The organism is Streptomyces sp. NPDC088910, assembly GCF_044749865.1.
Lineage (GTDB): Bacteria > Actinomycetota > Actinomycetes > Streptomycetales > Streptomycetaceae > Actinacidiphila.
This window is the reverse complement of the sequence record NZ_JBIVIV010000001.1, coordinates 761,718-786,638: the sequence shown is the minus strand read 5'-3', so window position 1 is coordinate 786,638 and position 24,921 is coordinate 761,718. Positions and strand designations below refer to the sequence as shown.

The 24,921-nt window shown below is 70.4% G+C and carries 19 protein-coding genes; 17 read left to right on the top strand and 2 right to left on the bottom strand.

From position 1 onward, the window contains the following. Nucleotide 1: 1 nt before the first annotated feature. The 11 genes from ACIP4Z_RS03305 (at nt 2) to ACIP4Z_RS03255 (ending at nt 14,756) form a co-directional block, all read left to right on the top strand. The gene (locus ACIP4Z_RS03305; RefSeq protein WP_401304709.1) at nt 2–3,340 is read left to right on the top strand and encodes an FAD-dependent monooxygenase; all 3,339 of its coding nucleotides are present in this window, start codon (nt 2–4) and stop codon (nt 3,338–3,340) included. 79 nt (nt 3,341–3,419) lie between these two features. Next, the gene (locus ACIP4Z_RS03300; protein ID WP_355337078.1) at nt 3,420–4,100 is read left to right on the top strand and encodes a nitroreductase/quinone reductase family protein; all 681 of its coding nucleotides are present in this window, start codon (nt 3,420–3,422) and stop codon (nt 4,098–4,100) included. Next, nucleotides 4,097–4,339 (top strand): hypothetical protein, encoded by a 243-nt coding sequence (locus ACIP4Z_RS03295; RefSeq protein ID WP_355337080.1) that lies wholly within the window; start codon nt 4,097–4,099, stop codon nt 4,337–4,339. Before ACIP4Z_RS03300 ends, ACIP4Z_RS03295 begins: the two co-directional genes overlap by 4 nt. A 50-nt stretch (nt 4,340–4,389) precedes the next feature. Continuing rightward, the gene (locus ACIP4Z_RS03290; RefSeq protein WP_355337082.1) at nt 4,390–5,205 is read left to right on the top strand and encodes a dienelactone hydrolase family protein; all 816 of its coding nucleotides are present in this window, start codon (nt 4,390–4,392) and stop codon (nt 5,203–5,205) included. Between the two features lie 174 nt (nt 5,206–5,379). Next, nucleotides 5,380–7,041 carry a DHA2 family efflux MFS transporter permease subunit gene (locus ACIP4Z_RS03285; protein WP_391046837.1) on the top strand — a complete coding sequence of 554 codons (1,662 nt, stop codon included), beginning with the start codon at nt 5,380–5,382 and terminating at the stop codon, nt 7,039–7,041. Between the two features lie 421 nt (nt 7,042–7,462). Beyond that, nucleotides 7,463–9,160 carry a tryptophan 7-halogenase gene (locus tag ACIP4Z_RS03280; RefSeq protein ID WP_391046834.1) on the top strand — a complete coding sequence of 566 codons (1,698 nt, stop codon included), beginning with the start codon at nt 7,463–7,465 and terminating at the stop codon, nt 9,158–9,160. Nucleotides 9,161–9,203: 43 nt separating this feature from the next. Continuing rightward, nucleotides 9,204–10,712: an FAD-binding protein gene (locus ACIP4Z_RS03275; protein ID WP_355337088.1), complete on the top strand. Its 1,509-nt coding sequence runs from the start codon at nt 9,204–9,206 to the stop codon at nt 10,710–10,712. A 151-nt stretch (nt 10,713–10,863) separates the two neighbouring features. After that, a complete protein-coding gene (locus ACIP4Z_RS03270) occupies nt 10,864–12,231 on the top strand; it encodes a cation:proton antiporter (protein WP_401304701.1) in 1,368 nt (455 codons plus the stop codon). Continuing rightward, nucleotides 12,228–12,776 carry a flavin reductase gene (locus ACIP4Z_RS03265; protein ID WP_391046827.1) on the top strand — a complete coding sequence of 183 codons (549 nt, stop codon included), beginning with the start codon at nt 12,228–12,230 and terminating at the stop codon, nt 12,774–12,776. The genes ACIP4Z_RS03270 and ACIP4Z_RS03265 overlap by 4 nt, the downstream gene beginning before the upstream one ends. Before the next feature lie 70 nt (nt 12,777–12,846). Continuing rightward, entirely contained in the window at nt 12,847–13,221 is a 375-nt protein-coding gene (locus ACIP4Z_RS03260) for an antibiotic biosynthesis monooxygenase family protein (RefSeq protein ID WP_355337094.1), read from the top strand. A 47-nt stretch (nt 13,222–13,268) separates the two neighbouring features. Continuing rightward, nucleotides 13,269–14,756, top strand: coding sequence for a cation:proton antiporter (locus ACIP4Z_RS03255; protein ID WP_401304697.1), 1,488 nt, complete (start codon nt 13,269–13,271; stop codon nt 14,754–14,756). Nucleotides 14,757–14,794: 38 nt separating this feature from the next. On the opposite strand, the gene sigJ is transcribed toward ACIP4Z_RS03255, so the two are convergent. Next, nucleotides 14,795–15,868 carry an RNA polymerase sigma factor SigJ gene (sigJ, locus tag ACIP4Z_RS03250; RefSeq protein ID WP_401304694.1) on the bottom strand — a complete coding sequence of 358 codons (1,074 nt, stop codon included), beginning with the start codon at nt 15,866–15,868 and terminating at the stop codon, nt 14,795–14,797. 171 nt (nt 15,869–16,039) lie between these two features. Here sigJ and ACIP4Z_RS03245 point away from each other — a divergent pair, with 171 nt between their 5' ends. After that, complete coding sequence (locus tag ACIP4Z_RS03245) at nt 16,040–16,459, top strand: nitroreductase family deazaflavin-dependent oxidoreductase (RefSeq protein ID WP_355337100.1); 420 nt, start codon at nt 16,040–16,042, stop codon at nt 16,457–16,459. A 39-nt stretch (nt 16,460–16,498) separates the two neighbouring features. Beyond that, nucleotides 16,499–16,858: a hypothetical protein gene (locus ACIP4Z_RS03240; protein ID WP_391046820.1), complete on the top strand. Its 360-nt coding sequence runs from the start codon at nt 16,499–16,501 to the stop codon at nt 16,856–16,858. A 68-nt stretch (nt 16,859–16,926) separates the two neighbouring features. Here the strand turns inward: ACIP4Z_RS03240 and ACIP4Z_RS03235 are convergent, their stop codons facing one another. Continuing rightward, nucleotides 16,927–17,322, bottom strand: a complete 396-nt coding sequence (locus ACIP4Z_RS03235; RefSeq protein WP_401304690.1) for a MarR family transcriptional regulator — start codon at nt 17,320–17,322, stop codon at nt 16,927–16,929. Nucleotides 17,323–17,992: 670 nt separating this feature from the next. Here ACIP4Z_RS03235 and pstC point away from each other — a divergent pair. From pstC to ACIP4Z_RS03215, 4 genes are read left to right on the top strand one after another with little or no spacing between them, the layout of a single operon-like run. Next, the gene (pstC, locus tag ACIP4Z_RS03230) at nt 17,993–19,018 is read left to right on the top strand and encodes a phosphate ABC transporter permease subunit PstC (protein ID WP_401304687.1); all 1,026 of its coding nucleotides are present in this window, start codon (nt 17,993–17,995) and stop codon (nt 19,016–19,018) included. Between the two features lie 4 nt (nt 19,019–19,022). Beyond that, on the top strand, nt 19,023–20,330 hold the full coding sequence (pstA, locus tag ACIP4Z_RS03225) for a phosphate ABC transporter permease PstA (RefSeq protein WP_355337108.1): 1,308 nt from the start codon (nt 19,023–19,025) through the stop codon (nt 20,328–20,330). After that, nucleotides 20,330–22,126 carry a phosphate ABC transporter substrate-binding protein PstS gene (locus tag ACIP4Z_RS03220; RefSeq protein ID WP_401304683.1) on the top strand — a complete coding sequence of 599 codons (1,797 nt, stop codon included), beginning with the start codon at nt 20,330–20,332 and terminating at the stop codon, nt 22,124–22,126. The genes pstA and ACIP4Z_RS03220 overlap by 1 nt, the downstream gene beginning before the upstream one ends. Continuing rightward, nucleotides 22,123–24,879: a hypothetical protein gene (locus ACIP4Z_RS03215; protein WP_401304680.1), complete on the top strand. Its 2,757-nt coding sequence runs from the start codon at nt 22,123–22,125 to the stop codon at nt 24,877–24,879. Before ACIP4Z_RS03220 ends, ACIP4Z_RS03215 begins: the two co-directional genes overlap by 4 nt. The last annotated feature ends 42 nt before the right edge of the window (nt 24,880–24,921 follow it).

The window sequence follows — 24,921 nt, the reverse complement described above, 5'->3', positions numbered from 1 at the left end:
GATGGACACCGACGTCATCATCGTCGGCGCGGGGCCTGTCGGCCTGATGCTGGCCGGTGAACTCCGGCTCGGCGGAGCCCGGGTGACGGTTCTGGAGCGGCTCGCCGCCCCCACCACCGAGTCCCGGGCGTCGACCCTGCACGCCCGCACCATGGAACTCCTCGACCAGCGCGGCCTGTTGGAGACGCTGGGCACGCCGCCCAACGAGCCGATGGGCCACTTCGGCGGTCTGCCGCTCGACCTGAGCGAGCCGACCACCCGCTACCCCGGCCAGTGGAAGGTCCCGCAGGCCCGGGTCGAGGAGCTGCTCGCGGAGTGGGCCACGGGGCTGGGCGCGGAGGTCAGGCGCGAGCACGAACTGCTCGGCCTGACCACGGGCGACGGCGGCGACGAAGGTGACGTGGGCGAGGAAGGCGTGGAGGTCGAGGTCGCCACCCCGGACGGTGTCACCCGTCTCACCGCCGGCTATCTGGTCGGCTGTGACGGCGAGGAGAGCACCGTACGGCGGCTGGCGGGCTTCGACTTCCCCGGCTCCGACGCCACCAAGGAGCTGCTGCGCTGCGACGTGCTGGGGCTCGACATCCCCAACCGCCGCTTCCAGCGGCTCCCGAACGGGGTGGCCATCGCGGCCACGCGGGACGGCGTCACCCGCGTCATGGTGCACGAGTTCGGCCGCGAGGTGCGGCCGAGGACCGCGGAACCCGAGTACGCCGAGATCGCGGCCGTGTGGGCCAGGGTCACCGGTGAGGACATCACCCACGGCACCCCGACCTGGCTGAACGCCTTCGGCAACACCAGCCGCCAGGCGGCCTCGTACCGCCGGGGCCGGGTGCTGCTCGCCGGGGACGCCGCCCACCGGCAGATGCCGGTCGGCGGCCAGGCGCTCAACCTCGGGCTCCAGGACGCGGCCAACCTCGGCTGGAAGCTGGCCGCGCGGGTCACCGGGCGCGCGCCCGACGGGCTGCTGGACACGTACCACACCGAGCGGCACGCGGTCGGGCGACGGGTGCTGGCCAACATCGAGGCGCAGACCGTCATCCTCTTCGGCGGTCCCGAGACCGGGGCGGTCCGCGGCACCGCCGCCGAACTCCTCACCCGCACCTCGGTCGTCCGCGGCCACCTCGCCGGCATGATCAGCGGCCTCGACATCCGCTACGGCGATCCCGACACCGACACTCTCCCCGACGCGGCCGGTGAGTTGACCGGCCGCCGCGTGCCCCACATCGCTCTGACGACGGCGGACGGGCCCACCGGCACCACCGAGCTGCTGCGGCCCGGCCGCGGTGTGCTGCTCGACCTGTCGGGCGACACCAGGCGCCGGGCCACGCTGGGCAGGGCCGCCGAGGGCTGGGCGGGCCGGGTCGACGTGGTGTCGGCGCGCCCGGTGCCCGGCACGCTCCTCGACGGGCAGAAGACCGTACTGCTGCGGCCCGACGGACACATCGCCTGGTCGGCGCCGCGCGCGGCCGACCCGGCTCCGGCGCTACGGCGCTGGTTCGGCGCCGAGGACGTCCCCCGGGTCCCCGTCACGCCGATCGCGGCTCCACGGACGGCCGTCGCGGAGACGGCGGCGCCCCAGGCAACCGCCCCTCAGGCAACTGCCCCTCAGGCAACCGCGCCCCAGGCGAGCGCCGTAAAGGCAGCCGCTCCGAGACCGGCCGCTCCGAGACCGGCCGCCCCGAAGCCGCCCGTCCGCACCTGCGACGTCCTGATCGTCGGCGCGGGTCTGGCCGGTTCGGTGAGCGCGGCGATCCTCGCCCGGCAGGGCAAGAGCGTCGTGCTGGTCGACTCCCAGACGCATCCGCGGATGGCGATCGGCGAGTCGATGACCCCGCAGCTCATCGAGTGGCTGCACATCCTCGCCGTACGGTTCGACCTGCCCGAACTCCTGCATCTGCTGGACCACCGGTCGGTCACCGAGCACATCGGCCCGACCCACGGGAAGAAGCAGAGCTTCGGCTTCGTCAAGCACGACAAGGGCCAGGAACCGGACCCGCGGGAGACGACGATGTTCGTCATCCCCAAGGCGCTCACCCAGGCCAGCCACCTGTTCCGGCAGGACACCGACGCGTACTACTTCCACGTCGCGGCCAAGTACGGCGCCACGACGCGGCAGCACTGGCGGCTGTCCGACCTGGACTTCGACGACGACGGCGTGACCGTCACCGGGCAGAACGGCGAGGTCTTCAGGGCCCGCTACCTCATCGACGCCAGCGGCCACCGGTCGCTGCTCGCCGAGAAGTTCGGCCTGCGGGAGCAGCCCGCGCGCTTCAAGCACCACTCCCGGTCGCTGTTCACGCACTACATCGGCGTCAAGCCGTTCGACGACGTCAGCCACCACCCGGAGAGCCTGCGACCGCCCAAGAACGCGCCCTGGAGCGGCGGTACGCTCCACCACCTGATCGAACGCGGCTGGTTCTGGATCATCCCGTTCAACAACCACAAGGGCGCGGCCAATCCGGTCACCAGCGTCGGCCTCACCATGGACGAGCGGGTCTACCCGCGGCCCCGTGACATCAGCCCCGAGCAGGAGTTCACCCGCTTCCTCGACCAGTACCCGGCGGTGAAGCGGCAGTTCGAGGGCGCGACGCGGGTGCGCGAATGGGTCTCCACCGACCGGCTCCAGTACAGCTCGAAGGAGTCGATCGGCTACCGCTGGTGCCTGATGTCGCACGCGGCCGGCTTCCTCGATCCGCTGTTCTCGCGCGGTCTGTCCAATACCTTCGAGGTCGTCCACTCGCTCATGACCCGGCTGCTGCCCGCCCTGGACGACGACGACTTCGCGGTCGAACGCTTCGGTTACGTCGACCGGTTGGAGCGCGGCCTGCTGCACTACAACGACGAGCTGGTGAACAGCGCGTACATCTCCTTCGGCCACTTCCGGCTGTGGAACGCGGTGTTCCGGGTCTGGGGCGGCTTCGCCACTCCCGGCGTGATGCGGCTGGCCCGCGCGCGGATCAACTTCACGCTCACCGGCGACCCCGCGCACCTGGACGCCCTGGAGGACGCGCCGTATCCGGGCCTGTGGTGGCCGGAGCCCGCCGTCCGGGAGATCGTCGACCTCACCGCGGAGACCTGCGAGAAGTACGAGGCCGGGCAGATCGACGGCGACCGCGCCGCGGACATCATCTTCGACCGGCTCCGCCGCTGCGAGCTGCTGAACCCGGCCTTCGGCTGGCGCGACCCCGAGGACACCCGGCTGATCACCCCGACCACGGCGACGATGGCGAAGTTCATGTACTGGGCCGTGCGCAAGGCCCCGCCGCAGATGCGGGACCTCGGCTCCGCCCTGCTGTCCGGCACGGTCCGCGCGGGTGTCAAGGGCAAGAAGGTCCTCTGAACAGACGGCCTTGCGACGAAGCGACGCGTTCCGACACAGAAGTCCTGAGAACACCGGATCTCGCGAAAGGGCACCACACATGCAGACCACCCCGAAGCCCATGGAGGACTCGATGGCCGAGCCGATGGGTGACACCTCGGTGATCCAGGACACCGAGGCGCTGTCGTCCTTCAGGACGACGCGTCCTGACCAGGGTCTGGACGCGGGCCCGATCACGCGGGCCTTCATGCGCGTCAACGTCTACATCTACTCCAAGCCGCCGAAGAAGGTGCAGAAGTCGCTCAGCAAGGGCGCGCTCAATGTGCACATCTGGCTGTACGAGCGGTCCAACGGCCGCATCGGCGGCAAGATGGGCAACCTCGACGCGCTGCTGCTGCACACGCTGGGCCGCAAGACCGGCAAGGAACGTGTCGTGCCGGTCGGTTACATCTACGAGCGCGGCTTCTTCTACGCGGTCGCCGTGCCCGGCCACTTCGACATCCCCGGCGGCCCCAAGGGCCTGCACCCGGCCTGGTACCTCAACTTGAAGGCCACGCCCGAGGTGACCATCAATATCGGCCGCGAGCAGATCGTCGCCCTCGCCGAGACCCTGTCGGGCCCCGAGCGGGACCGGATCTGGGCGAAGTACTCCGAAGTCCTGCCGTTCATCAACGAGTTCCAGAACCGGGCCAGCCGCCTGCTCCCGGTGGTGAAGTTCACCCCGAAGGACATGCTGGCGGCGGTGGCGCCGTCGGACGGCGAGACGGACGCCGTACGGTGAGCGCCGCCGGGCCGCGGGCGGGTCGGTCCGGGCCGCCCGCCGCGCGGGGAGCGAGCCCGCTGCGCACGGCGGTCACGGTCGGTACGCTGGCCGCCAACTTCCTCGCCGTCACCAAGAAGATCCGCAGGGCGAACGGGTCGCCGCACGCCATCGACCACATCGACCTGATCGCGAGCATCACCACCTTCGTCGTCCTCGCCGTCCGGGCGCGGCAGGGACGGGAGTCCGGGGGCGGCTGACCGCCCGTCCGCCCGCCCGGGCCGAAGACCCGTCTGAAGGAGAACCCCTCGTGACCGGTACCGCACCGACCTCTGATCTCACCGGCTGGCGCGCGGCCCCGTTCACGGGAGCCGGGCTCACCCACGACGTGTACGAGAAGGGCGCGGGGCCGGGAGTGGTGCTCGTCCCGGAGATTCCGGGCATGACGCCCGAGGTGCTGGGCCTGGCGGACCACCTGGTCGACCAGGGCTTCACCGTGGCGATGCCGTCGCTGTTCGGACGGCCCGGACGTAAGAACTCCACGCCCTACACGCTGTCCACCGTCGCCAAGCTGTGCGTGTCCGCCGAATTCCGGGCCTTCGCCGTCGACGCGCGGCGGCCGGTCGCGGACTACCTCAGGGCGCTGGTACGGGATCTGGCCGCGCGAACCCCCGGGCCCGGTGTCGGCATCGTCGGCATGTGCTTCACCGGCGGGTTCGCGCTGGCCGCCGCGGTGGAGGACGTGGTGCTCGCGCCGGTCGTCGCCCAGCCCGCGGTGCCGTTCCCGGTCAGCGCCAAGCGGTCCGCGGACCCCGGCCTCTCGCGGGGCGAGCTGGACACGGTGGTGAGCCGTACCAAGAACAGCGGACTGTGCGTGCTGGGCATGCGCTTCAGCGGGGACAGCGCGTCCCCGCGGGCCAGGTTCGACACCCTGCGGCGCAGTCTGGGCGACGCCTTCGAGGTGATCGAACTGGACTCCTCGAAGGGCAACGAGGGCGGCTTCCCCAAGGGAGCCCACCCCGTACTGACCGAGGAGATGCGCGAGATCCCCGGACACCCGGCGTACGCCGCGCGGGAGCGGGTCGTGAGCTTCCTGCGGGAGCGTCTGGCGCCCGCGGCCCTCTAGGGCCCGTCCGGCGGACCGGCCCCCGCGGCCGGGACTCGCGGACCTCCTCGGTGACGGTTGCGTCTCGACCGTCCTACCGATGTCACACCCACGGCCCCCGCTCACCTCTTGGGGGGCAAGGGGCTGTGGGTCGTGCAACGCCGTGCGGCCCGACGCGCGCGGCAAGGAGGAACCGTGAACAAATGGCGTGGTAATCCGTGGGTCATTCTGGCGATCCTGTCCTTCGGATTCTTCATGACCCTGCTCGACCTGACGATCGTGAACATCGCGATCCCCGACATGGTGGACAGCCTCGACGCGTCCCTCGACCAGATCCTGTGGGTCGTCAACGCGTACACCCTCGGGCTCGCCGTCCTGCTGATCACCGCCGGCCGGCTCGGTGACCTCGTCGGCAAGAAGAACCTGTTCATCGCGGGTGTGGCGCTGTTCACCCTGGCGAGTCTCGCCTGCGGACTCTCCCAGTCCCCGACCCAGCTCATCATCTTCCGGGCGATCCAGGGCATCGGCGCGGCACTGCTGCTGCCGCAGACCCTGTCCATGATCGCGGACGTGTTCCCCGACGAGAAGCGCGGTGTCGCGCTCGGCATCTGGGGCACGGTCGCGGGCCTGGCGTCGGTCGCGGGACCGAGCCTGGGCGGCCTGCTGGTCACCAAGCTCAACTGGCGCTGGATCTTCTACGTCAACGTGCCGATCGGTGTGCTGGCGATCATCGCCTCGTTCATGTTCATGCCGTCCGCGGCGCGTACGGTGCGGCACCGCTTCGACATCCCCGGCGTCGTCCTGACCACCATCGCCCTGTTCCTGCTCGCCTTCGGTCTGATCGAGGGCCAGAAGTACAGTTGGAACGGCGCGATCTGGGGCACGATCGCGGCCGGTGTCGTGGTGCTGGCGATCTTCCTGGTCTACCAGCGCGGCCAGCAGGACAACGAGCCGCTGGTGCCGTTCGTGCTGTTCAAGGACCGTAACTTCTCGGTGGTCAACTTCGTCGGTATCGCCGTCTCGTTCGGCGTCGTCGGCCTGCTGCTGCCGCTGACCATCTACCTCCAGTCGGTGCTCGGCTTCAGCGCGCTGAAGGCCGGTGGCGTGCTGGTGCCGATGGCGGTCGGCTCGATGCTCACCGCCGGGCCCTCCGGTGTGCTGGCCGAGAAGTTCGGCGGCAAGTACATCCTGATGGGCGGTCTGCTCGCGTACATCGGCGGTGTCTTCTGGATCGTGCGGACCGTCGAGGTCGGCCAGAGCTGGACCGGGCTGATCGCGCCGGTCGTGATCGTCGGCGCCGGTATGGGCTGCACCTTCACGCCGATGGCCACCGAGGTCATGCGCAATGTGCCGCCCAAGCTCACCGGGGCCGCGTCCGGCGTCAACAACGCGCTGCGGCAGGTCGGTTCGGTCATGGCGGGCGCCGTCATCGGCGCGGTGCTCCAGAACCAGCTCGCCTCCTCCCTCAAGGACCAGGCGGCGCAGCGCGCGGGCGCCGTGCCGTCCGACTACCGCGCCGGTTTCCTGAAGAACTTCGACAACGCGGGCAAGCACCTCGAGGTCGGCGGCCAGTCGAGCAGCGCCATGAAGTTCCCGTCGAACGTGCCCGCCGACATCGCCCACCGCATCCAGGACACCGCCGCGGCGGTCTTCGGGCACGGCTTCGTCGACGCCATGAAGCCGACCATGTACGTGCCGATGGCCGTGCTGTTCGTCGGTGTGATCGCCTGCCTGATCATCGTCGGGCCGAAGAAGTCGGCCACGCCGGAGTCGGGTGCGGCCGTTCCCGGTCAGACGGACGGCGCGGGGTCTCCCGCGGCGGATTCGGCGGCCGATTCCGGAGCCGCCCACCGGTAGGCCACCCCTTGGTAAAGCCGTCCATCGGCAAGCTCCCGCGGTTCTCCGAGTAGCCCTTTAGGGAGGGGTGAGTTGCCCTTTAGGGAGGGGTCGGGAGAGTCCGGACAATAACACCGGCGGCACTCGCGTCACTTCCGGTACACCATTACCGGGGTTGACACCGAGTGTCGCCGCGTGTCACGCTTTATTGGGCAGTAGAAGTATGCCCAATTGCGGTTTGACGCCGGCGGACCACCGCCGCGACGCCGCCGCGTCTCACATCTTGGTCACCTCTTCTCGATCGCCGGGCCGACCCATCGGGGTCGGCCCGGCGATTGTTTTGCACGCCCTTTTTCAGATGCCCGCGTGTGCCCTGGGAATTCGGCCACACACCCGTCGTTGATTCTCCGCGCCGTCCGCGCCGGAGAGAGAGGGGCGCTCCGTGCCCAGCAAAGCCAAGGAATCCGTTCCGGTGAACAGCGCCTCCAAGACGCAGAACTGCGACGTCCTGATCATCGGGTCGGGCCTCGCGGGTTCGGTGAGCGCGGCGATCCTCGCCCGGCAGGGCAAGAACGTGGTCATGGTGGATGCCGCGACCCATCCCCGGATGGCGATCGGCGAGTCGATGACCCCGCAACTCATCGAGTGGCTGCACATCCTGGCGGTGCGCTTCGACGTACCGGAGATCAAGCACCTGCTGGACGTCAAGGCCGTCACCAAGAACATCGGCCCGACCCACGGCAAGAAGCAGAGCTTCGGTTTCATCAAGCACGAGAAGGGCCAGGAGCCCGACCCGCGCGACGCCACGATGTTCGTCATTCCCAAAGCGCTCACCGAGGCCGGTCACCTGTTCCGGCAGGACACCGATATGTACTTCTTCAACGTGGCGGCCAAGTACGGCACCACGACGCGGCAGAACTGGCGGGTCGCCGACCTTGACTTCGACGACTTCGGAGTGACGGTCACGGGGCAGAACGGCGAGGTCTTCCGGGCCCGTTACCTGATCGACGCGAGCGGCTTCCGCTCCTTGCTGGCCGAGAAGTTCGACCTGCGCGAGAAGCCCGCGCGCTTCAAGCACCACTCCCGGTCGATGTTCACCCACTACATCGGCATCAAGCCGTTCGACGAGGTCAGCCACCACCCGGAGAGCCTGCGCCCGCCGGCCAGCGCGCCCTGGCACGGCGGCACGCTGCACCACATGATCGAGCGCGGCTGGTTCTGGATCATCCCGTTCAACAACCACAAGGACTCCAAGAACCCGATCACCAGCATCGGGCTCACCATGGACGAGCGGACGTATCCCAAGCCGAAGGACCGCACCCCCGAGGAGGAGTTCCAGGGCTTCCTCGACCAGTACCCGGCGGTGAAGCGGCAGTTCGAGGGCGCGACGCGGGTCCGCGAGTGGGTCTCCACCGACCGGCTCCAGTACAGCTCCAGCAAGTCGATCGGCTACCGCTGGTGCCTGATGTCGCACGCGGCGGGCTTCCTCGACCCGCTGTTCTCGCGCGGTCTGTCCAACACCTTCGAGGTCGTCTACGCCCTGTGCTCCCGGCTGCTGCCCGCCCTGGACGACGACGACTTCGCCAACGAGCGATTCCAGTACGTCGAGGACGTCGAGCGCGGCCTGCTGCACTTCAACGACGAACTGGTGAACAGCTCCTACATCTCCTTCAGCCACTTCCCGCTGTGGAACGCGGTGTTCCGTGTCTGGGGCTCCTATCTCACGCCCGGCGCGCTGCGGTTGATCCGGGCGCGGGCGCGGTATGAGGAGAGCGGCGACGTGAAATGGCTGGACGATTTGGAGAAGACCCCCAATCCGGGTCTTTGGTGGCCGAACAGCCCGGATTTCAAGCAAACCGTCGAAATCATGGCGGAGGCCTGCGAGAAGTACGAGGCCGGTGACATCGACGGCGACGCGGCGGCCAAGCTGATCATGGACAGTCTCCGTGCTTCGGATGAACTCAACCCCGTTTTCGGATGGGAGGACCCAGAAATCAAATTCGTGTACCCGACCACCGCGATGATGGCTAAGTTCATGTACTGGGCCAACTTCAAGGCTCCGGGCGAGATGCGCGAACTGGGTCGCGACATGGTAAGCGGAATTGTGCGGTCCGGTCTGCGTGGGCAGAAGTTCGTCTGACCCCGCCCGGCAATTTCCATCTGACCGAAAGTTGAACAGCACCATGATCAGTCGCAGAAAAGTCCTCGGTGCGGGCGCGACCGCGGTGGCTCTGTCAGGACTTGGGGCCACCGCCGGTTTCGCCGGCAGCGGGGCACCCTGGAGTCAGTTGCGCGCGCACCTCCAGGGCCGGCTCGTCCTGCCGACCGACTCCGGTTACACGACGGCGAAGCAACTCGACCTGCAACAGTTCGACGTGATCAACCCGCAGGCCGTCGCCTACTGCGTCAGCGCCGCCGATGTGGCGCTGACCCTGAAGTTCGCGCAGGACAACTGCATACCCTTCGCCGTGCGCAGCGGAGGGCACAGCGGCGGCGGGTACTCCACGAGCACCGGCCTGGTGATCGACGTCTCCGGGCTCAACTCCATATCCGTCGGCCAGAACACGGTGACCGTCGGCACCGGCGTCCAGGGCGTCGACGCCATCGACGCGCTCGCGCCGCACGGCAAGGCCATCATCGGCGGCTACTGCCCGACGGTCGCCGTCGGCGGCTTCTACCAGGGCGGCGGCCTGGGCGTGCTCACCCGCTCCTACGGCGTCGGCTCCGACCGGATCGCCTCGGCGAAGGTGGTGCTCGCCAACGGCGACGTCGTCACCGCCTCACCCACCCAGAACCGGGACCTCTACTGGGGCATACGCGGCGGTGGCGGCGGCAACTTCGGCGTCGTCACCTCGTACGACATCACCACCGTCAACGTCTCGCAGCTCGCCGTGGTCAATCTGAACTGGACCTTCGACAAGGCCGCCGACGTCCTGGACGGGTACGCGCGCTGGTCCGTCAACGCGCCCCGCACGCTCAGCGGCGGCGCCTTCCTCCAGCTCTTCGACGCCTCGCCGGGCGCGCCGGTCAACGTCATGGTCTTCGTCGCCTCCACCGGCACCACGGCCGAACTCACCAGCGAGGTCGCCCGGTTGGTGGCGCTGACCGGAGCGCCGGCCAGCCAGACCCCCGCGAGCGTCGTGCCGTACCAGCCGCTGATGATGGGCTTCTTCCGGTGCGCGGCCGATGTGACCGCCTGCCACCGGGCCGACACCACGCCCGGCGGCACGCTTCCCCGGTCGGCGTTCGGCCTCCAGCGCAGCCGGTTCTTCAACCGGCTGCCGTCGCGCAGCGTGTGGGACAACGCGGCGGCGCTCTTCGAGACCCTGCGGGTACCCGGCCAGGCGCACCTCATGGAAGTGCTCCCGCTGGGCGGGGCGGTGAGGGATTTACGCCGCACCGACACCGCGTTCGTCCACCGCGACGCGCTGTTCACGGTGAACTTCCTCGTCGACATCGGGTCCCCGGACGCCGCCGACTCCGCGGGCAGGGCGGCGGGTCAGGCGTTCGTCGACAGCGGCTTCCGCGTCATCGACCGGCAGTCCTCCGGTGAGACCTACCAGAACTTCATCGACCCGGAACTGCCCGACTGGCGGCAGGCGTACTACGCCGAGAACTACCCGCGGCTGTCCGCCGTGAAGCACCGCTACGACCCGCACGGCGCCTTCAGGTTCGCCCAGAGCATTCGCTAGGGGCCTGACGGCGACACAGCGACATCCCTCTCACGACAGCGGGGTGGCCACGGACTTCCGTGCCACCCCGCTGTCGTGCGTCCGGACACCGCCCGGACGCGTACCGCTCGAGTCCGCATCTCCCAGCCGCTCCCGTCCCCGGAGGACTGCGATGACAAGCATCGCGCTGCACAGCCTCGCGCCCCACAACGACCTCCAGGTCGCCACCATGCTGGCGGGCATCGCCTTCGTCCTGCTGGTCGGAGTGCTGCTCGGCACTCTCGCCAAGCGGGTCCGCCAGCCCGCGGTGATCGGCGAGATCCTCGCCGGCATCGCGCTCGGCCCCAGCCTGCTCGGGCTGCTGCCCGGCGACCTGTCGCACAAGCTGTTCCCCGCCGACGTACGGCCGCTGCTGTCCGCGGTCTCCAACGTCGGCCTGATGCTCTTCATGTTCATGGTGGGCTGGGAGTTCGAGAAGCGGATGCTGCGTCCGCACCGCGGTCTGGCCGCGTCGGTCTCGCTCTCCTCGGTCGCCTGCGCCTTCGGACTCGGCGTCGCGGTGGCCGCGCTGCTCTACCCGCACCACAACACGGTGGCCGGGCACCACATCTCCTTCGTCACCTTCTCCACGTTCATGGGCGCGGCCATGTCGGTGACGGCCTTCCCCGTCCTCGCCCGGATCCTCACCGACAACCGGCTCACCCACTCGCGGGTCGGCACCCTCGCCCTGGCCAGCGCCGCCGTGGACGACATCCTCGCCTGGTGCATGCTGGCGTACGTCTCCGCGCTGGTCACCTCCAGCGGCGCCGGTGACCTCTTCCAGGTGCTCGGCCTGAGCGCGGCCTACGTGCTCGGCATGTTCGTCCTCGTGCGGCCCGCGCTGGCCGCGGTGGTCAGGTTCTTCAGCGAACGCCAGCAGTGGCGGGCCCTGTTGGTGGTCATGGCGGCCGGTACCTTCCTGTCGTCCTACCTGACGACCTGGATCGGCATCCACGGCATCTTCGGCGCCTTCCTCTTCGGCTTCATCATGCCGCGCGAGCCCGCGCTCCAGCTCGCCGAGCACCTGCGCAAGCCGCTCGACCACGTCAGCCTGATCCTGCTGCCGGTGTTCTTCATCGTCACCGGCCTCGGCGTCGACATCAACGGCCTGCACGCCCGGCAGTACCTGGAGCTGGCCGCGATCCTGGTCGTCGCCTGCGCGGGCAAGCTGCTCGGCGCGATGGTGCCCGCCCGGCTGTTCGGCCTGTCCTGGCGGGAGTCCAGGGCGCTCGGCCTGCTGATGAACACCCGAGGGCTGACCGAGCTGATCATCCTCAACACCGCCGTCCAACTCGGCGTCCTGGACAGCCAGATGTTCACCATGATGGTGATCATGGCGCTGGTCACGACCGCGCTGGCCGGTCCGCTGCTGCCCAAGAGCAGCGAGCTGATGGCCACTTCGACGGTGGGCGTCGAGGTCGGCGAGGCGGAGGCGGCGGGCAAGGCCGAGGCGGGGGCCGGCGCCGGGGCCGCAGCCGCGGGCGAGAAGGGGCGCTCGTGAGCGCGCCCTCCGATCAGGTGCTGCACCAGCCGGAGCCGGTGGAGGGCAGGCTGCTGCGCAATGTGTGCGGCCTGTTCGTCACCGGTGTCACCGTCATCACCAGCGGCGCGGAAGGGCGTTCGGAGGGAACGACGGTCAACTCGTTCACCTCCGTCTCGCTCGACCCGCCGCTCGTGCTGTTCTGCCTGCACAAGGAGTCGCGGCTGCGCGCGGTCATCGACGAGGCCGGCTCCTTCGTGGTGAATTTCCTGTCGGGGCCGCAGGAGCCGCTGGCCCGCGCCTTCGCGGGCAAGGACACCTCGGCGGTCAAGGACGTGCCCCACCACCACTCGGCCGAGGGCATGCCGGTGCTCAGCGAGGCACTGGCCTTCCTGGCCTGCCGCCTGGACAAGGAGTTCGACGGCGGCGACCACACCATCTTCGTCGGCCGCGTCGTCGAACTCGGCGTGCCCCGCGAGTACCAGGAACCGCTCATCTTCTTCCGCGGCTCCCTGGGCGCGCTGGAGGAGGAGCCGCGGGGAGCGCACCCGATCTTCGACGGCTGAGCGGACCCGCACGTCAGCCATCCACGTCACGTCACGTCACGCACCGCCCATGACGACGAGAGGACACACCATGGCGTTCGCATTCGAGGCCGTCGACCCGAAGGTCTCCTTCGAGACCCAGCTCCAGCAGGAGGACTCGGGCACCGTCGTACTCATCAACACCCTTGTCGTGCCCGAGGGGCAGATGGACAAGACCCTGGAGAGCTGGGCGCTCGACGCCGCCTACATGAAGTCCTGTGACGGCTGCATCTCCACCCAGCTCCACCGCGGCACCGCGGGCAGCAACACCCTGGTCAACATCGCGATCTGGGAGTCGACCTCCTCGCTGCTCGCGGCCTTCATGTCGGCCGAGTTCCAGGAGAAGGCCGGCGCCTACCCCGACGGTCTGCTCGCGCGGCCGTTCATCGCGGAGAAGGTCGCCGTCCAGGGGATCTGCGTGGCCTAGGGCCTGTCCGCCGACCCGGCCACCGCGCATCAGTGAGGAGCTCTTCGATGAGTGCGATCAGCATCGCCGCGGAAACCGTCGATCCCCTTCCGCAGCACACACTGCTGGTGTTCCTGCTCCAGATCGGCGCCCTGCTCGTCCTGGCACTCGTGCTGGGACGGCTGGCGAGCAGGCTCGGCATGCCGACCGTCGTCGGAGAACTGGCCTCGGGCGTCTTACTCGGGCCCTCGCTCCTGCTGCACGTGGCGCCGGGCCTGTCCGGCTGGCTCTTCCCCCGCGACCCCACCCAGATGCACCTGCTGGACGCCGTCGGGCAGCTCGGCGTGCTGCTGCTCGTCGGCTTCACCGGTATGCACCTGGACCTGAAGGTGGTCCGCAGACAGGGCGGCAAGGCGGCGGGCGTCAGCGCCGCCGCCCTGCTGCTGCCCCTGGCGCTCGGGGTGTGGCTCGGTTACGCGCTGCCGGGTGAACTGCGGCCGGGCGACGCCGATCCGGCGGTCTTCGCCTGGTTCGTCGGCGTCGCCATGTGCGTCAGCTCGATCCCGGTGATCGGCCGGGTGCTGGTCGACATGAAGCTGATCCACCGCAATGTCGGCCAGATGATCCTGGTCGTCGGCACCATCGACGACGCCGTGGGCTGGCTGCTGGTCTCCGTCGTCACCGCGATGGCCACCACCGGGGTCGGCGCGGGCGAGATCGCCACCCCGCTGTGGCACCTCGCCGTCGTCATCGTCGTCCTGCTGACCGGCGGCCGGTGGCTGGTCGGCTGGGTGCTGCGCTGGGCCGAGCGCTCCGGTTCGCGCGGCGTGACCATCTCCGCCACCGTCATCCTGCTCGTCCTGTCGGGCGCGGGCGCCCAGGCGCTCGGCTTCGAGGCGGTGTTCGGCGCCTTCCTGTGCGGCATCCTGATCGGCTCGCGCGGTACGGACGCGCAGGCACGGCAGTTGGAGCCGCTGAACGCCACCGTGCTGTCCTTCCTGTCCCCGCTGTTCTTCGCGCTCGCCGGGCTGCGGATCGACCTGACGTCGCTGACGCGTCCGAAGATCGCGCTGTGGGGACTGGCCGCGCTGGCGATCGCCGTCGCCGGGAAATTCCTCGGCGCCTTCATCGGCAGCGCCTTCAGCCGCCTCACCCGCTGGGAGGCCCTGGCGCTCGGCGCCGGGATCAACGCGCGCGGGGTGATCCAGGTGGTCATCGCCGTGGTCGGCGTGCGGCTCGGCCTGCTGACCACCGCGATGTACAGCATCATCGTGCTGATCGCGATCCTCACCCCGCTGATGGCTCCGCCGATCCTGCGGGTCGCGATGAAGCGGATCGAGAGCACGGCGGACGAGGAACTGCGCGAGCAGCGGGTACTGGCCCTGCAAGGGGTGCCCGAGGGGGGTACGGACGGGCGTCCTGACGAACTCGCCGACGGACGCGCGGACGGTCTGCCCGACGGACTCACCGACGGGTTCGCGGACGCCGGAACATCCGATCCGGCGGCCGATACCCCCGTCACCCAGGAACGCGGCGTCCCGGTCCACCCCACGTGACATGCCCCACGTGGGGAGGGCCGGGACAGCCGCTCGGCTCAGCCCGACCGCGGACCGGACTCGTCGCGGCCGTCGCGGCCGTCGTCGCCGGGCTCGATCGCCTTCCTCGGCTCGGCGGCCTCGATCTGTCCGGCGGCCGTGTCCTCGTCCCCGTCGTCCAGACCGTCCAGCCGTACGCGGGAGAGCTTGTCCGGGTTGGTGACCAGATAGATGTCGGTGACCTGGTCGTTGCTCGGATTGAGGTCCATGACCATGACCGCGTAGGGGGAGTCGCCGGAGAAGACCACGGCGGACGGGTCGCCGTTGACGTGCCGGTAGCGGATGTCGAGGGCTTCCGGCAGCCGGCTGGTGGCGTAACCGTTCAGCAGCCGGGCGACCTTGTCGCGGCCGGTGACCGGGCGCAGCGCGGAGCGGACCTTGCCGCCGCCGTCGGTCCACATCGTCACGTCCGGCGCGAGCAGGCTCATCAGGTCGGCGATGTCGCCGCCGAGCGCGGCGGCCACGAAGCGCTCGGTGACCTGCTGCTGGAGGTGCGGGTCGGCCTGGTAGCGGGGCCGCCTGGCCTGGACGTGTTCGCGGGCCCGGTGCGCGAGTTGGCGAATCGCGGACGGGCTGCGGCCGAGAATTTCGGAGATCTCGGTATGCGCATAACCGAACACCTCGTGCAACACGAACACCGCGCGTTCCAGCGGGGTCAGCGTCTCCAGAATGACCAACAGTGCCATGGACACGGATTCGTTGCGCAGCGCGGATTCCGCGGCGTCCGTCGCCTGCGCCGCCTGCGGGGTGTTCCGCGCTTCCGGAATCTGCGTGATCAACGGCTCGGGCAGCCAGGGTCCGATGTACGTCTCGCGGCGGCGGCTGATCGTGGCCTGCCGGGCGAGCGCCTGGTTGACCGCGATCCGCACCAGGTACGCGCGCGGGTTGTCGATCTCCTCGGCGTGCGGCTGGCGGACTCTCCGCGCCCAGGCCAGCCAGGTCTCCTGAAGGACGTCCTCGGTGTCCGAGACGCTGCCGAGCAGGTTGTAGACCACCGAGAACAGTAACTCCCGATGACCCACGAACACCCGTGTGGCGGTGTCGTCGGGCAGCTCCGCCGGGTTGTCGGACATGGTGGGCCTCCCAGTGTGACGCGCGCTCCTGTCACCTGAGATGAAGGGCCCCCGTCCGAGTGTGACATCGGCCGGTAAAGATGTTGCGCTATTACCGACCGCTGTCGTTTTTCTTCTCTCTTTTCTCCGTTCTTTTTCCCCGTGCGAGTCCCTCAAAGAAGGAGCACAGTCATGTCCGTTAAGCGGCGGCTGGCGCGCGTGAACAAGTATTTCGGCAATCGGATCGTCGGCCGGATCCTCCCCGCCATGCCGGGGTTCGGCGCGGTCTACCACAAGGGCCGCAAGTCCGGCCGGGAGTACCGCACGCCGGTCAAGGTCTTCAAGAAGAACGGCCACTTCATCCTGTCCCTCCCGTACGGCGCGGAGTCCGACTGGGTCAAGAACGTGGTGGCCGCGGGCGGTTGTGAGATCAAGACCCGCGGCAAGCGCGTCCCGGTGGTCGCGCCGCAGGTGTACATCGACGACAACCCCGACATCCCCGCCGTGCTGCGCTGGGCGCTCCAGCGGCTGCGCATCGACGAGTTCATCTCGCTGAAGATCGTCGAGACCACGGCGCAGACCGGGACCGGGGTCACGGCCGAGCGCGTCTGAGCACGATCGGTGAAGACGCGTGAGGAGGAGTGATCGCGCATGCCCGCACCGAATTGGCGCGCCTTCGGCCGGGCCGCCGCCCGGTTCTGCGGGGACCGGCTGCTGCGCGCCCTGATCTCGCTGGGCTCGACGACCGTCGGCGTCTCGTCGTCCGAGTGGTGGCGCGGGCGCGGCGAGCACTGGTGGGAGGGCGCGGCGCCCACCGAGGGCTCAGGCCCGCGCGCGGTCGCCGCGGCGGCCCGTCGCAGGCCCGGCGGCCTCGACGATCCCGGCGTGCTGCGCAAGTTGCGGGCGCTGCGCGGCAGCCAGGACCTGCCGGGTCCCGGCGACCCGTACGACGGCTGCCTGGACGCGGCGCCGCGCTGGCACCCGGAGCGCCGCGCGGCCGGCGGCAGGTGAGGTGAGGACGGCCGGCGGCCTGTGAGGTCGGGTGAGGTGAGGACGACCGGCGGCCGGCCGTCGGCCCGTCAGCGGTCGGCGAGTTCGTCGGTCGCCTCACGTCCCGCCCGCGCCGCGCGGGACAGGAAGTCGGCGATCAGCACCAGTTCGGCGTCGTCGTAGTCCGCGCAGATCACGTCCATCGACTTGTTGAGCCCGGCGAACATCTCGGCCGTCTCGGTCTCGCGCTCCTTGATGACCTGGACGAGGACCGCCCGCCGGTCGCTGGGGTTGGGCGTACGGACCACCCAGCCGCCGCGCTCCAGCCGGTCGAGCACGCCGGTCAGCGTGGCCGGGTGCAGGCCCGCGTGCTTCGACAGCGCGGTCGGTCCGATCGGCCCGAAGCGGCTGACCAGGTCCAGGCACTCCAAGTCGGCGTCGCGCAGGCCGAGATGAGTGCCGACCCGATGGTTCAGCAACGCCATTTGGACGGAGAGATCGCGCAGCGCGTCCTTGATCCTCGTGTTCAGTCGCCTCCGCCGCCGTATTGTCGACGCGGCTCCGGGCAGTGTGGAATCCATACGCAACGTTCCTCGCATCGATAGCACGCGGAGATATGAAACTACCCCAACCCCCGATTCGGTCCGCTGGTCGACCGCTGGAGCCTTCGGCCCCGGTCGGGCGGCGAATATCGGCGGGGTTCAGGCGGACACCCTCTCACAGGTCCTTTACAAACTCGTAGGGCTCTCCCCGAATCCTCCGCGCCTCGCGCGGTGCCCGTTGCCGGTAGCAGGCGTGCGCCTCCCGGCAACCGTGGGCTCGTGCCCCAATGTGGCCGGATCGAGCCCCCTGTCGCTCGTCACCCTCCGTGCTCACATCGCCCGCCAACACCACCGGTCCCGCCCGTATCGCGCGCCGAGCGCCCTCTCAACACCCCTTCTGGGCAGGCAAGTTGCTAGGTGCATAAGGCAACCGAGCGGGAGATGGGTAGTTTTGTCGGACATTGGACAACCTCCACAGGCCACTCACAACTTCTCACTATCTGTTGTTCATTTTCTCCTCAGGTGAACAGTGTCATTCGGCCATGGAGGCCCCGTTCACTCCTCGCAACGCGACGCCATTCGGCGCGCGGGAGCGCTGGGGGGAGAACGACACGTGACATCCACACAAGTGGTGTCCCGCACGCCCGAGTCGGTCGGGGGCGACGACGCCCCCCGGCGGCTGCGGGCGGCCAAGGGGATCGGGGACCGGATATTCCGCGGGCAGCTCACGGCCGCCGGTGTCGCCGTACTGGCGATCATGGCGGCGGTCGGCCTGTTCCTGCTGCTACGGGCGAGCCAGGCGCTGCGGGTACGCGGCTTCGCGTTCCTGACCACCGCGCAGTGGCAGCCCGACGTCCACAACTTCGGCATCGCCGCCGTCCTCACCGGGACCGTGCTGATCGCCGCCGTGGCCGTCTGCTTCGCGCTGCCGCTCGCGGTCGGCACCGCGCTGTTCATCTCGGAGATCGCGCCGCACCGGGTGCGCCGCACCCTGGTCGCGATGGTCGACCTGATGGCCGCCGTGCCGTCCGTCGTCTACGGCCTGTGGGGCCTGTTCTTCTTCCAGGGCCATGTGATCGGCCTGTCCCGCTGGCTGTCCACCTGGTTCCACTGGGTGCCCTTCCTGCGCGTGGACGGCGTCGAGCCGGGCGAACCCCTCTCCTCCGCCAGCGTGTACACCGCCTCCACCTTCATCGCCGGAATCGTCGTCGCGATGATGGTGGCCCCCATCATGTGCTCGGTCATGCGCGAGGTCTTCGCGCAGGCCCCGGCCGGTGAGCGGGAGGGCGCCTACGCGCTCGGCTCCACCCGCTGGGGCATGATCCGCTCGGTGGTGCTGCCGTACGGCCTGGGCGGCGTGATCGGCGGCACGATGCTGGGGCTCGGCCGGGCGCTGGGCGAGACCATCGCGGTCTACCTGATCATCTCCCCGGTCTTCCAGATCCAGCCCCACATCCTCCAGACCGGCTCGAACTCCGTCTCCTCGCTGATCGCCCTGCACTACGGCGACTCCTCGGACTTCGGCATGTCGGCGCTGATGGCCGCGGGCCTGGCCCTCTTCCTGCTCACCCTGGTCGTCAACTTCACCGCGTCCACGATCGTCGCGCGGTCCCGCTCCGGCTCGCTGAGCGAGGGGTGACGACATGACGGACCTTCTGGCCGAGCCCGCCACCGCCGCCACGAACGCCGCCGCAGCCGCCGCCACAACGGCCGCCGCCGCGCCCGCCACCACCGTCGTCGTACGGCAGCCGGCCGACGCCCCGGACGCCGCGCAGCGACGGCGCGCCCTGGGCGGCGTCGCCCGCGGCGCGGTGCTCAACGTCCTCGGCGCCGCCGCCACCGGCCTGTGCACCGCCCTCCTCCTCTTCGGCCGACTGGCCCCGCTCTCCGGCCCGCTGGGCTTCGCGGCCGTCACCTACCTGGTCTTCCTCGCCGCGTACGCCCTGCTGTGCTCGCTGGAGCACGACGGACCCGCGGTCCGCGACCGGCTCATGACCGTCGTGCTCTGGTCCGCCGCGGGACTGCTGTTCTCGGCCCTGGTGCTCGTCGTCGGCTTCACGCTGTGGCGGGGGCGCGAGGCGCTGCCGCACGGCAACTTCTTCACGCAGGACATGCAGCTCGCGGGCCCGCTCGACCCGATCACGGTCGGCGGCATCACCCACGCGATGCTCGGCAGCCTGATCATGATCGCCATCGCCCTGGCCGTCACCATCCCGCTGGGCATCGCCTGCGCGGTCTACCTCAACCAGACCCGCGGCCGGTTCGCGCGCTTCGTGCGGACCATCGTCGAGGCGATGACCGCCCTGCCCTCCATCGTGGCCGGACTGTTCATCTACGCCACCTGGATCCTGATCCTGCACTTCCCCAAGTCCGGTCTCGCGGCCGGACTCGCGATCAGCGTGATGATGCTGCCGATCATCATCCGGGCCTCGGACGTCGTCCTGCGCCTGGTCCCCGGCAATCTCACCGAGGCCGCGGAAGCGCTCGGCGCCCCCCGCTGGCGCACCGTCTGGCACGTGGTGCTGCCCACCGCGCGCTCCGGGCTCGCCACCGCCGTCATCCTCGGCACCGCGCGCGGCATCGGCGAGACCTCGCCCGTCCTGCTCACCGCCGGATACGCCACCGCGGTCAACGCCGACCCCACCAACGGCCCGATGCTGTCGCTGCCGCTGGCCGTGTTCACCTTCGTCAAATCCCCGGAACCGGCCATGGTGGCCCGCGGATTCGGCGCGGCGGCCGTGCTGATGCTGCTGGTCCTGGTGCTCTTCACCATCGCCCGGCTGATCGGCGGGCGCGGCCCCGGCCAGCTCTCCAAGCGCCAGGGCCGCCGCGCCGCCCGCGCCTCCCGCCGCGACGTCGAGCGCTTCGACGACCTGCGCGCCCCCCGCCCCTCGCTGTTCGCTCCCGCCGCAGACCCGGCCGGATCCCCGCTTCCCGGAGAGAACTCCTGATGCCCCGCCGCACCTCAGCCCCGGCCGCCCTGCTCATGGCCCTGCTCGCCCTGCTGGTCACCTCGGTGTTCGGCCCCGGCGTCCAGCGCGCCGCCGCGGCCGACAGCTACGTCCCGCTGTCCGGCGCCGGATCGACCTGGGCGTTCAACGCCGTCGACCAGTGGCGGCGCAACGTCAAGCAGTACGGCATGGAGATCCAGTACGCGCAGACCGGCTCCTCCGACGGCCGGCACCAGTTCCTCAACGGGACGGTGGACTTCGCGGTCTCCGACATCCCCTTCCAGACCAACCCCACCGACGGCTCCGCGCCCGAGCACCCGACCAACGGCAGTTACGCGTACATGCCGATCGTGGCCGGCGGCACCGTGTTCATGTACAACCTCAAGGTCAACGGGAAGCGGCTGACCAATCTGCGGCTGTCCGGCGAGAACGTCACCAAGATCTTCACCGGCGCCATCACCAACTGGTCCGACCCGGCCATCGCCGCCGACAACCCCGGCCTGCGACTGCCCGCCAAGAAGATCGTGCCGGTGGTCCGCTCCGACGGCTCGGGCTCCAGCGCCCAGTTCACGCTGTGGATGGCCAAGCAGCACACCGCGCTGTGGAACACCTACTGCGCCAAGGTGGGCCGCGCGGGCGCCTGCGGCTCGACGTCCTACTACCCGCCGGTGCCCGGCATGATCTCCCAGGCGGGCGACCTCGGCGTGGCGGGCTACGTCGCCCAGGACTACGGCGACGGCGCGATCGGCTACGTCAACTACTCCTACGCCAAGAACGCGCACTTCCCCGTCGCGAAGGTGCTCAACCACGCGGGCTACTACACCGAGCCGACGCCCGCCAACGTCGCGGTGTCGCTGGTCAAGGCGCGGATCAACACCGAGAAGAACTCGCCCGACTACCTCACCCAGGACCTCAGCGGCGTCTACACCGACACCGACAAGCGCAACTATCCGCTGTCCAGCTACTCGTACATGATCCTGCCGCTCAAGGTGCAGGGGCAGTTCACCCAGGCCAAGGGCACCACGCTGGCGGCCTTCTCGTACTACTTCATGTGCCAGGGCCAGCAGTACGCGCCCAAGCTCGGCTACTCGCCGCTGCCGATCAACCTGGTGCAGGCGGGCTTCGACCAGATCCGCCGCATCCCGGGCGCGCAGACCCAGACGATCAACGTCAAGGGCTGCCACAACCCGACCTTCAGCACCGACGGCACCAACACCCTCGCCAAGTCGGCGCCCTTCCCGCAGGACTGCGACAAGCAGGGCGCCGCGCCCTGCACCACCGGCAGCGGCGGCGCGTCCACCGGCGGCTCCGGCGGATCGTCCGGCGGCTCCAACGGCGGCGGTACGAGCGGCGGTTCGGGCAACGGCACGGGCGGATCGGGCAACGGCGTTACGGGCGGCGGCGGTTCGGGCGGCGGCTCCGGCGGTACGGGGAACGGCGGCACCGGCGGCTCGGGCAGTGGGGGCGGCGGCAACAGCTCGGGCGCCGTCGACCCGGACACCGGCCTGCCCGTCGACGCGTCCAACGGCGGCTCCCCGAACGGCGGTTCGTCCGGCGGCGGCTCAGGCGACGGCGGTGCGAACGGCGGCGGCAACGGCAATCAGGTCGTGCTCGCGCAGCCGGTCGCCGTCGGCGGCCACAACGGCTGGGGCGGCACCCAGACCCTGATGCTCCTCGCGGCGCTGCTCGTCGTCGGGCTGGTCCTGGCACCGGCCGCGACCTCCCGCGCCCTGAACGGCCGCAAGGCCCCGGCCGACCGCACCGCCTCGACCGACCGCAAGGAGGACACGCCGTGACGACCCCGCGACAGTCCCTCGGCCGCCGGCTCGTCCGGCGCCTGCTCACCGGCGCCCTGCTCGGCGCCGTCCTCGGCGCGGCGGCGGCCCAGGCGGCCCCCGCCCTGCTGACCGACCTGCGGCCGGTCGCCGCGCAGTCGGCCGCGTCGGTGCGGGCGGCCCAGTCGAGCCCTTCCGCCCAGTCGTCCGCCGTGACCGTCTCCGGCCGCGGCGAATTCGCCGACATGCGCTTCCGCGTCAGCCAGACCCGCGACCTCGCCAACCAGGCGATCAGCGTGTCCTGGACCGGCGGGGTGCCCACCACCTTCGCCGGCACCCAGTTCAACACCGACTTCGTCCAGATCATGCAGTGCTGGGGCGAGGACGACGGCGCCGTCCCCGGCAACCCCGGACCGCCGCGCACCCAGTGCCAGTTCGGCGCGTCGCCCACCACCGGCCGTAACACCTGGCCCGGCAACCAGGCGGACGACACCCGGCAGGTCTCGTACAGCGCGGACCCCGGCAGCTACGGCGAGGACGACAAGTACGGCGCGGGCCGCCCCTTCGGCCGCGGCGAGGTGCCGTTCAAGTCCATCGACGGCACCGTCGTCACCAGCGACACCCAGAACAACCGCTTCTACAGCTACAACACCACCAACGAGATCGACTTCGGCCGCACCGGGGCCGACGGCACCGGGCAGGAGTACGTCGAGGCGCAGACCAAGGAGGAGGCCCCGCACCTGGGCTGCGGCGCCCCGGTCAAGCACCCCGACGGCAGCGTCACCGGCCGGTCCTGCTGGCTGGTGATCGTCCCGCAGGGCCACCTGGACCTGGACGGCAAGCCCTACCAGGACCGCACCCAGGTCAACGCGGGCTCCCCGGTGTCCTCCACGAACTGGCGCAACCGCATCGCGGTCCGGCTCGACTTCCAGCCGGTCGGCGCGACCTGCGCGATGGGCGCGCGGGAAGTCGACACCACCGGCAGCGAGTTGGTCTCCGACGCGATGGGGAGCTGGCAGGCCAAGCTCTGCGGCACCGGCACGGTCTTCGGCTACACCACCGTCGGCGACTCCGAGGCGCGCGGCCAGCTCACCGACTCCGGCGACAGCCTGGTCTTCACCACCCTGCCGGTCACCGGCGAGACCCGGCCCGCCGACACCATCACCTACGCGCCGGTCGCGCTGTCCGCCGCCGTGATCGGCTTCAGCATCGAGCGCCAGCCCCGCTCCGACGCGCCCGCCGACGTCAGGAAACGCGCGGGCACCCGGGTCGGCTCACTCGACCTCACCCCGCGGCTGGTCGCCAAACTGCTCACCGAGTCGTACCGCAACTCGCCCTGGGGCGCGGTCCGTACGACATACGACGACGGCGGACCCCGGCTGACCGCGGCCAAGGGCTACGACTGGGCGCTGCACAATCCGGGCGGACTGCTCACCGACCCCGAATTCCTCGCGTACAACAAGGAGTTCGCGGACCTGTCGGTCGCCTCCAACCCGAGCACCGACACCGACCTGATCACCGCCTTCGGCCACAGCGACCTGGCCAGGCAGGTGTGGACGTGGGTGCTGGCCGACCGGCAGGCCCGGCAGTTCCTCGCGGGAGTGCCGGACGACTGGGGGATGCGCGTCAACCCCTTCTTCAGCTCCAACGGCGACCTCAACCCCACCGGCTACGCCTTCTCCGCCGACCGCGACGACTTCCCGAAGAACGACAACTGGGAGACCGTCCCGCCCGGCAGCGGCGCCCCGGACAGCCAGAAGCAGAAGATGACGGACTTCCACCCGTACGTGGACGACCTCTACACCGGCGCGCTGCGCACCCGCCGCGGCGACCAGCTCTGGAAGTCCAACTGGGACCCGCTGGCCACCCCGCCGGTCTGGAAGACGCCGGGCCCGCAGGTCGCCGGGCAGCGCTTCATGCTGACCATCACCGACGCGGCCTCCGCCGCCCGCTTCGGCCTCCAGACCGCGCGGCTGCGCAACCCCGCGGGCGAGTTCACCGCACCGACCAGGGCCGCCCTGGTGGCCGCCGCCGACAAGGCGAAGGCCGCCGACGGCGTACGGCGGATCGACCCGACCGCGAACGCCAAGGGCGTCTACCCGCTGAGCATGCTGGTCTACGGCGCAGCCCGCCCGGCCGAACTGGCGCCCACCGCCCGCAAGCAGTACGCGGACCTGCTGCGGTACGCCTCGGCCGGCGGTCAGGTGCCCGGCACCGCCCCCGGCACGCTGCCGGTCGGCTACGCGCCGCTGCCGTCCGCGCTGCGGGCCGAGGCGGCCACGGCCGCGACCGCCCTGGAGACCTGGAAGCCGGCCCCCGGCCCCGGCGGCTCCGGCGCCCCGCAGACCGAACCGGGCGCCGCGGACGGCGGCACCGGCTCCGGCGGCGGCACGGGCGGTGACGGCGGCGGCAGCGGTACGGCCGGCGGCTCCGACGGCGGGAGCGGGAGCGCGGACGGCGGCACCGGCGGCCACACCGCCCCCGGCGGCAAGCCCGGCGCGTCGCCCAGCCCCACCGCCGCGACCGGTTCCCCGGCGACCGTGCCGGTCGCGGGCGGCATCACGCCCTCCGACCCCGGTTCCGCGCTGCGCTTCGCGGTGCCGATCGGGGCCGGCCTCGGGCTGCTCGCCGCGCTGGGAGCGCCCTTCGCCGCCGGTACCCGGCTGCCGCTGCGCCTGAGCCTGCCCGGCGGACGCTCCCTCACCATCCCGCGGCCGGCCGTCCCCGCCCGGCTGCGCGGCTTGCGCCCGCCACGTCGGCGACCCGGCGGCTGAACCGGCCCGCGCACCGGGCCACCCACCAGACACGTCGTTCGC